General features: G+C 59.1%; 8 protein-coding genes. All 8 read right to left on the bottom strand.

Translation table 11 applies throughout. The features are described 5' to 3' along the window. Positions 1-1214: DUF4158 domain-containing protein (locus tag N6G83_RS53605; protein WP_260524392.1), on the bottom strand; the 1214-nt coding region annotated here is incomplete at its 3' end. A gap of 2 nt (positions 1215-1216) precedes the next feature. Continuing rightward, complete coding sequence (locus N6G83_RS53600; RefSeq protein ID WP_016236504.1) at positions 1217-1774, bottom strand: recombinase family protein; 558 nt, start codon at positions 1772-1774, stop codon at positions 1217-1219. A 129-nt stretch (positions 1775-1903) separates the two neighbouring features. Further along, positions 1904-3391, bottom strand: a complete 1488-nt coding sequence (locus tag N6G83_RS53595) for an efflux transporter outer membrane subunit (RefSeq protein ID WP_011784757.1) — start codon at positions 3389-3391, stop codon at positions 1904-1906. Beyond that, positions 3378-3851 (bottom strand): cytochrome c, encoded by a 474-nt coding sequence (locus N6G83_RS53590; protein ID WP_003056106.1) that lies wholly within the window; start codon positions 3849-3851, stop codon positions 3378-3380. The genes N6G83_RS53595 and N6G83_RS53590 overlap by 14 nt, the downstream gene beginning before the upstream one ends. A gap of 28 nt (positions 3852-3879) precedes the next feature. Next, complete coding sequence (locus N6G83_RS53585; protein WP_004393997.1) at positions 3880-4590, bottom strand: ABC transporter ATP-binding protein; 711 nt, start codon at positions 4588-4590, stop codon at positions 3880-3882. A gap of 1 nt (position 4591) precedes the next feature. Beyond that, a complete protein-coding gene (locus N6G83_RS53580; protein ID WP_000624215.1) occupies positions 4592-5797 on the bottom strand; it encodes an ABC transporter permease in 1206 nt (401 codons plus the stop codon). After that, positions 5794-6945, bottom strand: a complete 1152-nt coding sequence (locus N6G83_RS53575; RefSeq protein WP_016236501.1) for an efflux RND transporter periplasmic adaptor subunit — start codon at positions 6943-6945, stop codon at positions 5794-5796. The genes N6G83_RS53580 and N6G83_RS53575 overlap by 4 nt, the downstream gene beginning before the upstream one ends. After that, positions 6942-7550, bottom strand: coding sequence for a TetR/AcrR family transcriptional regulator (locus N6G83_RS53570; protein WP_004393990.1), 609 nt, complete (start codon positions 7548-7550; stop codon positions 6942-6944). Before N6G83_RS53570 ends, N6G83_RS53575 begins: the two co-directional genes overlap by 4 nt. Positions 7551-7659 lie beyond the last annotated feature (109 nt).

Below are 7659 nucleotides of genomic sequence, written 5' to 3'. Positions count from 1 at the left end.
GGTGGCAGCGGTCGCAATGGCCTGAACTTCCCCGCACCGACCTTGGCACTGCTGCGCCATAGGTAATCGCCGGTCAGGTTGATATGCTCCCACCCCAGCGGGGACAGATATTGCAGCAACGTGTCGTCCAGCGCCTCGCCCTTATTCAGCCCCGCATGGACGCGGCGGCGCAGCTCCACGCTTTGCAGCCAATCCAGAATGAACAGCGTGCGCTCGATGCGCCCATACATCCGCACCTTGTCGTTGATCGCCTTGCCGGAAGCCTGGAACTGCTGTTGATGCTTGTTCTTGGCCGCATTGAACAGCTTGCCGATGATACGGTCGTGAAGGTCGATGATTTCATCAGTGACGGTGGTCATGCCCTCGATGGCCAGTGCTACCAAGGTGGCGTAACGCCGCTGCGACTCGAACTTGGCCAGGTCGGCGGGCGTCATCTGGCCGCCTTCGCGGGCGATCTTGAGCAAGCGGTTTTGGTGTACCTGCCGTTCGATGCCAGCAGGTAGGTCAAGCGCCTGCCAGGCTTTGAGGCGTTCGATGTGTTCAAGCATGTGGCGCGAGTTTGGCTTGGCGGGCGATTGGCGCAGCCACGCTAGCCACGTCATTTTGCTACCATCCTTGCGCTTGAGCAGTTCGTCCAGGCACTGGCGATGGACAGGTATCAAGGAATCGGCCAATGCCGCATGGATGCTTCGGTTGGCACGGGTAATGGCCTCGGCGCTTGCGCGCTCGATGGCATTCATGGCGGGTAGGATGATGCTCTGCCGCCGCAGGTTTTCAACAAGGGTGCTGGCCAGCACAATGCCTTTGTCTGTTTGCAAGGCCAGTTCGGTCAATGTATGCACGGCTTGCCGGTAATGACTCATGGTGAAGGGCTTGAATCCAAACACCGTTTGCAGCTCGACCAAGTGCTCCCGCCGTGTCTGCTCGCGCTGGCCGTAATGGTTCCAGCTTCCCACCGGCACCTTGAGTTGTGCGGCCACCATGCGCAGCAGGGGCAGAAATGGAGGATCATCGACGCCCAAGAAGATGCCAGGGAATCGCAAGTAGCAAAGCTGCACGGCGAAGCCCAATCGATTCGCGGCGCCGCGACGCTGACGGATCACCGACAGGTCGGTTTCGTTGAACGTGTAGTGCCGTATCAGTTCGTCTTTGGCATCTGGCAGTGTCAGCAGACTTTCGCGCTCGGTGGCGGACAGGATTGAGCGGCGTGGCATGGTCAGTCTTCCCGCAGGTACTGGTACAAGGTTTCGCGGCTGATGCCGAAGTCACGGGCCACCAAGGTTTTCTGCTCGCCTGCCGCAACTCGCCGTTTCAACTCGGCAATTTGTTCGCTGTTCAGCGATTTCTTTCGTCCCCGGTAGGCCCCGCGCTGCTTAGCCAGCACGATTCCCTCGCGCTGACGTTCGCGGATCAGAGCGCGCTCGAACTCAGCAAAGGCTCCCATGACCGACAGCATCAGATTGGCCATCGGTGAGTCCTCGCCGGTGAACGTTAGCCCTTCTTTGACGAACTCCATGCGCACGCCCCGTTGTGTCAGCCCTTGGACGATGCGGCGCAGGTCATCAAGGTTGCGTGCCAACCTGTCCATGCTATGCACCACCACGGTGTCGCCCTCGCGGACGAAGGCCAGCAGCCTTTCAAGTTCGGGACGTTGTGTGTCCTTGCCTGAAGCCTTATCGGTGAATACCTTGCCGACTTCTATTTGTTCCAGTTGTCGATCAGGATTCTGGTCGAAGCTGCTGACGCGAACGTAGCCGATACGTTGACCTTGCAAGATGCCTCCAAAGGTAAAAATGTCAGGATGAAATCTATTACCCTTGGCTGAATGTGTCAATAAATATAAATTAATACCCTACTCTGACGTTGTTTGTGCTCAACATCTGACATCAGGTTAGGGTTAGTCTTAACTGACACCACCTCCCAGGGCCTGATATAAAGCAACACTATCGACTAGGCGTTGTGCCTGGACCGCAACCATATTGATCCGGATTGACTGTGCCTGTTGCTGCGCGATGAGCAGTTGCAGGTAGCTGGCCGCGCCCAGCCGGTATTGCCGCTCGACCGACTGCAAGGAGGCCTGTGCAGCCATATCAGCGGCAGCGAGGGCAGTCAAAGTTTGTGCATCGCTTTCCACCGCGCGCAGGGTGTCGGCGACGTTACGCAAAGACTCCAATACGACGCTCTGGTAATTGGCTACGGCGGCATCAAAAGCGGCGAGCGCCGCTCTTTTTTCAGCGGGTAGCCCTGGATTAAAAAGAGGCTGGGTGAGCTGCGCAACCAGGCCCCACACTGCCGAGCCACCACCGAACAGGGCACCGGTGGTCAGCGCCTGAGAACCAAGGTTGGCGCTCAGGTTGATCTGTGGGTAGAGCTTGGCGACAGCCACACCATAGTCTGCATTGGCCGCATGCAACAGCGCCTCTGACGCCTGGATATCCGGTCGGCGGCGCACCAGTTCTGAGGGCACGACGAGCGGCATCTCGACGGGTAGAGTGAAATCGGCCAGAGTGAAGGCCGGGATGCCACCCGTGCCTGGGGCACGACCGGCTAGCACCGCCAGTAGATGTTCGGTTTGTTGCAGTTGTTTACGCAGCGCAGGCAGTTCTGCCCGCGTTTGCTCCGCCTGAGCTTGTAGGCTCAACGCTTCATCAGGTGAGGCCTGACCGATACGCACGCGTTCATGGGCCAGGCGCAGTTGCTCATCCTGCACGCGCAAAATGGCAGTAGTGGCTTCTAGTTGCGCGGCGAGGCGTGCTCGGGTAATGGCAGCGGTTGCCATGTTGCCGGCAAGGGCCAGGCGCGCAGCATTCAGTTCGAAGCGACGGTAGTCGGCGCGAGCAGCCAAGGCTTCGAGTGCGCGCCGGTTGCCGCCAGCCAGATCGAGGTTGTAATGCACGCCAACGCTGGCGTTGTAGAGGCTGAATTGACGTGCGTCTCCGCTCAACCCTTGGCTACTGGGACTCATTTGCTGGCGCTGAGATCCCAGTGCGACATCTACCTGTGGATATTGCGTCGAGCCCGCCTGTGCGGCAAGAAGCTCCTGCGCCTGTCGCAAATTGGCGCTGATGCTCGCCAGCGTCGGGCTGACATGGAAAGCTTCGTTTATCAGTCCGTCGAGTGCGGATGAACCCAAGCTTTGCCACCATTGCGTTTCGATCGGAAGCCCTTCGACTAGACGTTGTGTTTCGCCGAACTGCGTGGGAGCGGACACGGTTCTATCAGCTACCGGTGTTGCAGTGTAGCGAGCCACATCGGGTGCGGTGGGACGCTGAAAATCAGGGCCGGCGGCGCAGCCGGCCAGACCGGCGGTGACCAGACCAGCTACCAGGTAAGTTGCCGCAAGCCGTCTTTCGAGGCTGATGGGGCGCTGGCATGTTTTAGCGTGCTCCATAAAAATGCTCCACGAAAGGTTTACGGAAAGCTTGGTGGCAGCCCAAGCAGCTTTCCTGCACGTGGGCGAATGATTGGATCACCGCCTTGCCGTCGCTGCTCGCAGCAGCCAGCTTCATGGCCAGCGCCGCCTCGTGAGTCTGCGCGTCAAAGTTTCTGAACTTGGTCGCATCAGCGCCGAGGTAAGCAAGGATGCGCATTTTTTCAGTAAGCGGTGGCTCGGGGTGTGCAGCAACTTTTGGGGCGAGCTGAACGACCTGAACCCATTCCTCCTGCGAAATCGCACCGGTAATAGCCTGCATGTTGCGCCCGAGTTCCTGCATGATCTTGCGTAGCGCCAGTGGCTCAACCTGGGTAGCGTCACCAGCCCAAGCTGGCAACTGAAAACCCCATAAAAGCAGGCAGGCCGTAACGGTCAGGGTGATAGTTCCAAATGCGTGGCTGTGTTTGCGGTGGGTCATGAAATTCTCCTGTAATTCAATCGTTCTCTCATTCGAACTCCCGCCCTTCGCCAGCTTCCTCATGGGTCACGCCGTCGCGGATGTGGTAGATGCGCTTGAATGTGGGGATGATCTTTTCGTCATGGGTGACGACGATGATGGCGGTCTCAAACTTCCGGGCCATGTCGTTGAGGATGCGGATTACAGCCATGGCGCGCTCGGAATCCAGCGGCGCAGTGGGTTCATCGGCCAGGATCACCGGCGGACGATTGACCAGTCCGCGCGCGATGGCGACCCGTTGCTGCTCGCCACCGGAGAGTTGCGAGGGCATTGCGCGAGCTCGGTGTTGCACATCAAGCGCTGTGAGCAATTCCAGTGCCTTCGCGCGCGACTCTCCATTCGCGACGCCTGCAAGCATCGGCAGCAGCGCCACGTTGTCGGTGACATCGAGAAACGGAATCAGGTACGGCGCCTGGAAAACGAAACCGATCTTGTCACGCCGTAAGGCGCGCAGGTCGCGGACTTTCCAGCCATCGGCGTAGATCACTTCATCGCCCAGCGTCATGCGACCGGCGGTCGGTTCGATCACCGCACCCAGACACTTGAGCAGCGTGCTCTTGCCGGACCCGGAAGGGCCGATCAGTCCCACCACTTCACCAGGCGCAACATGCATATTCACGTCTCTCAAGGCAAAGACAGCGGTGTCACCATCGCCATACCGCTTGCTTAAACTTTCGATGTGTATCCCTTTGCCACTCATCTCAACCTCCAATGGCTTCGGCCGGATCGACCTTGAGTGCTATGCGAATGGCGACGAGGCTAGCTAGAACGCAGATCACGAGCACGGCAAAAAAACCGGCGACAGAATCCATTGGCGTGAGCAGGACATATTTTGGAAAAGCCGGTGCTGAAAAGGTGGCTGTGATCTTGCCGACCACGAAGCCAATCACGCCCAGGGCGAGCGCCTGCTGCATGATCATCGCGGCGATGGTTCGGTTGCGTGTGCCGATGAGCTTCAACACCGCGATCTCACGGATTTTGTCCATCGTCAGCGAATAGATGATGAAGGCAACGATGGCCGCGCTAACGATGGCCAGAATCACAAGGAACATGCCGATCTGCTTGGCCGAGGTGGCGATCAGCTTGCCGACGAGGATGTCTTCCATCTGTGCCCGGGTGTAGACCGTCAAACGCTTCCAGCGCTGGATGGATTCGGCAACCTCGTCCGGCGCATGACCAGGTTTCAGAGTGACCAGCACGGCATTGACGAACGCGTTGCTGCTCTGTGAAGCAATCACGGCATCCAGCAAACCTGGATCACCGGGTCGATTGAAGACCGGGTTGGCTTCGGTGCGACGCCGGCTTTGCCAGATGGCATCGTTGTCCTTGAGGAACTGGGCCTCCTGGGCATCTTTGAGCGGAATGAATACCATCGGGTCGCCGCTGGACGACACCATACGCCGTGTCAGCCCCACGACGGTGTAATGATTGCGGCGAATGGTAAGACGATCTCCCAGTTTGAAGCCGGTGGCGATGTCGGCCACAGCCTCGTAGTGACCGCGCGTGATCTGGCGTCCAGCGACGAGATAAGGAGGCCATCCGGGTGTAGCCCCCAACGCACCGGGCGCGATGCCGACCACCATGGTGCGTACATCACTCTCGCCCTTGCGTACCTGCATGGTCAGGTAGGTCGCGTTCGCTGCCTGTGAGACTCCCGGCATGGCGAGAATGGCGCGATACACGTCATCGTTGAGGCTGGACGACTCCGCATAAGGACCCAGAGTATCCTTTTGCACCACCCAAAGGTCAGCGCCACTGTTGTCGAGCAACGCCTTGCCGTCGTCCACCATGCCTCGGTACACCCCAGCCATGACTAGGGTGACGCCGATCAGCAGACCCAGACCGATGCCGGTGAAGACGAATTTCCCCCAGGCATGGAGAATGTCGCGGCCGGCCAGGCTGATCATCGTGAAACTCCCGGGATATGCTCGACCACATGGATGCGGCTGCGCGCCGTCAGTGCCTTTTCGCTATAGGTCACAACCTGGTCCCCATTCTTGAGCCCTTCGCGCACCTGCACGTAACCATTGAGGTCGGAAGTGCCGAGCTTGACCGGGGAGAAATGCAGATCACCATCCACGATTTGCCAGACACCAACTTTATCGCCTTCACGCTGGACGGCAGCGTTGGGGATCAGTGGAGCGGCCGGGAGCGCCGGCAAGTCAACCGTGACTTCGGCCAGTTCACCCACTGGTGGTAAAGGTTCTGGTTTGTTATCGAATGTCACCTTGGCAAGCGTTTCCTCGGTTACCGCGTCGGCCTTGGGTTCCACCCGCAGCACGCGACCTTTCAAGGTCTGGCCACCACGCGAACGCAGGACGATATGAGCCGGCAGCCCCCCAGCCAGCCCCGATGCGCTGATCTGGTCGAAGCGCACATTGATCCACAAACTCTTGGGGTCGATCACTTCCACCACGGCCTGGCCCGCGACGATGGTCGTGCCGGGATCGGCATCGCGCACGGCGACTACACCGTCGACCGGCGCGATCAGGCGCAGATTGCTCCGCTGCGCGACGAGTGCTTCGCGGTCGGAGCGTGCCCGGGCAATATCTTCCCGAGCGGCGGATAGGGCGGCATCGGCGATCTGCAGTTCCTGCCGCTTGGTGGTGACGATTTCCTCGCTGGTCGAGCGCACCGCAAACAATTGCTCATAGCGGCGCGCCTGGGTTTGCGCGTAGGCTTGCCGGGCTTCTGCCTCGCGCAAAGCCGCTTCCGCCCGCTTGAATACAGACTCCTGTGAGCGCACCCGATCATCAAGGTCGACCGGCTCCATCTCGCCGAGCACCTGTCCGGCCTTGACCTGGTCGCCTACATGCACCTCCAGGCGTTTGACGCGCCCGGCAAACGTCGGCCCGATCTTGTAGGTGTAGCGCGCCTCCACCGTGCCGATGCCGAACAGCGCCGGTGTGATAGCCCGTGATTCCACGCTTGCCACCGTCACAGCGACCGGGGCGAGCGGCCCTGATCGCAGACCGACATAAATAAAAAGCACCAGCAAAGGAATGATGACGGCAAGCAGTGCCAGGGTGCGGCCTTGCAAGGGTAACTTTTTCATTGCGCACTCCTTATGCCACGCCGATAAATTGCAAAGACGCGCGGCGCATCGCGGTGCATACGTCCCACATCACCCGCCAACAGCGATTGCATGACCAAGCCCTGGATCGTGCCAATGAACAGCGTTGCCGCCGCCTCGTTGTCAAGCGAGGGAGACAACTCGCCGCTGGCCTTGCCTTTCTCGATGAGACGATGCAAACGTTCGCCGTAGCGCTGAATCAAGGTTTGCACCATGCGCTTGGCCGGTGTCGATTCGGCACGCTGAAGCTCACCAAACATCATTCTTGGCACGCCTGGGTGCTCAGCTACGAATTCGATATGACTCATGAACATCGCCTCCATGGCTGCCAAGGGCGACTCGATTCCTTGTGCGGATCGATCGATTCTGGCTAATAGGCGCTCTGCTACCCACTCCATGACCGCCTGCCAAATGGCTTCCTTGTTCGGGAAGTGCCGAAACAGCGCACCCTGGGTCAAGTTCATGTGTTTAGCGATAGCCGCAGTGGTTATCTCGCTTGGGTTTTGTGAACCGGCAAGCGCCACGACGGACTCGACAGTTACGGCACGACGTTCATCGGCCGGCAGATGCTTTGGATGGGTGTCCACGAGCACTCCTGGTAAGATAGTAATTGATTACTATCTTACCACAAGAGGCAACTCAAACAAGAGAAAACCCGACGTACTCGTCAATATCTAGAGTCTGCAATGGGCTTAA

The organism is Serratia sp. PL7 (assembly GCF_945957435.1).
Note: the sequence above shows the minus strand (reverse complement) of the source record. Positions and strands in the feature narration are given on the sequence as shown.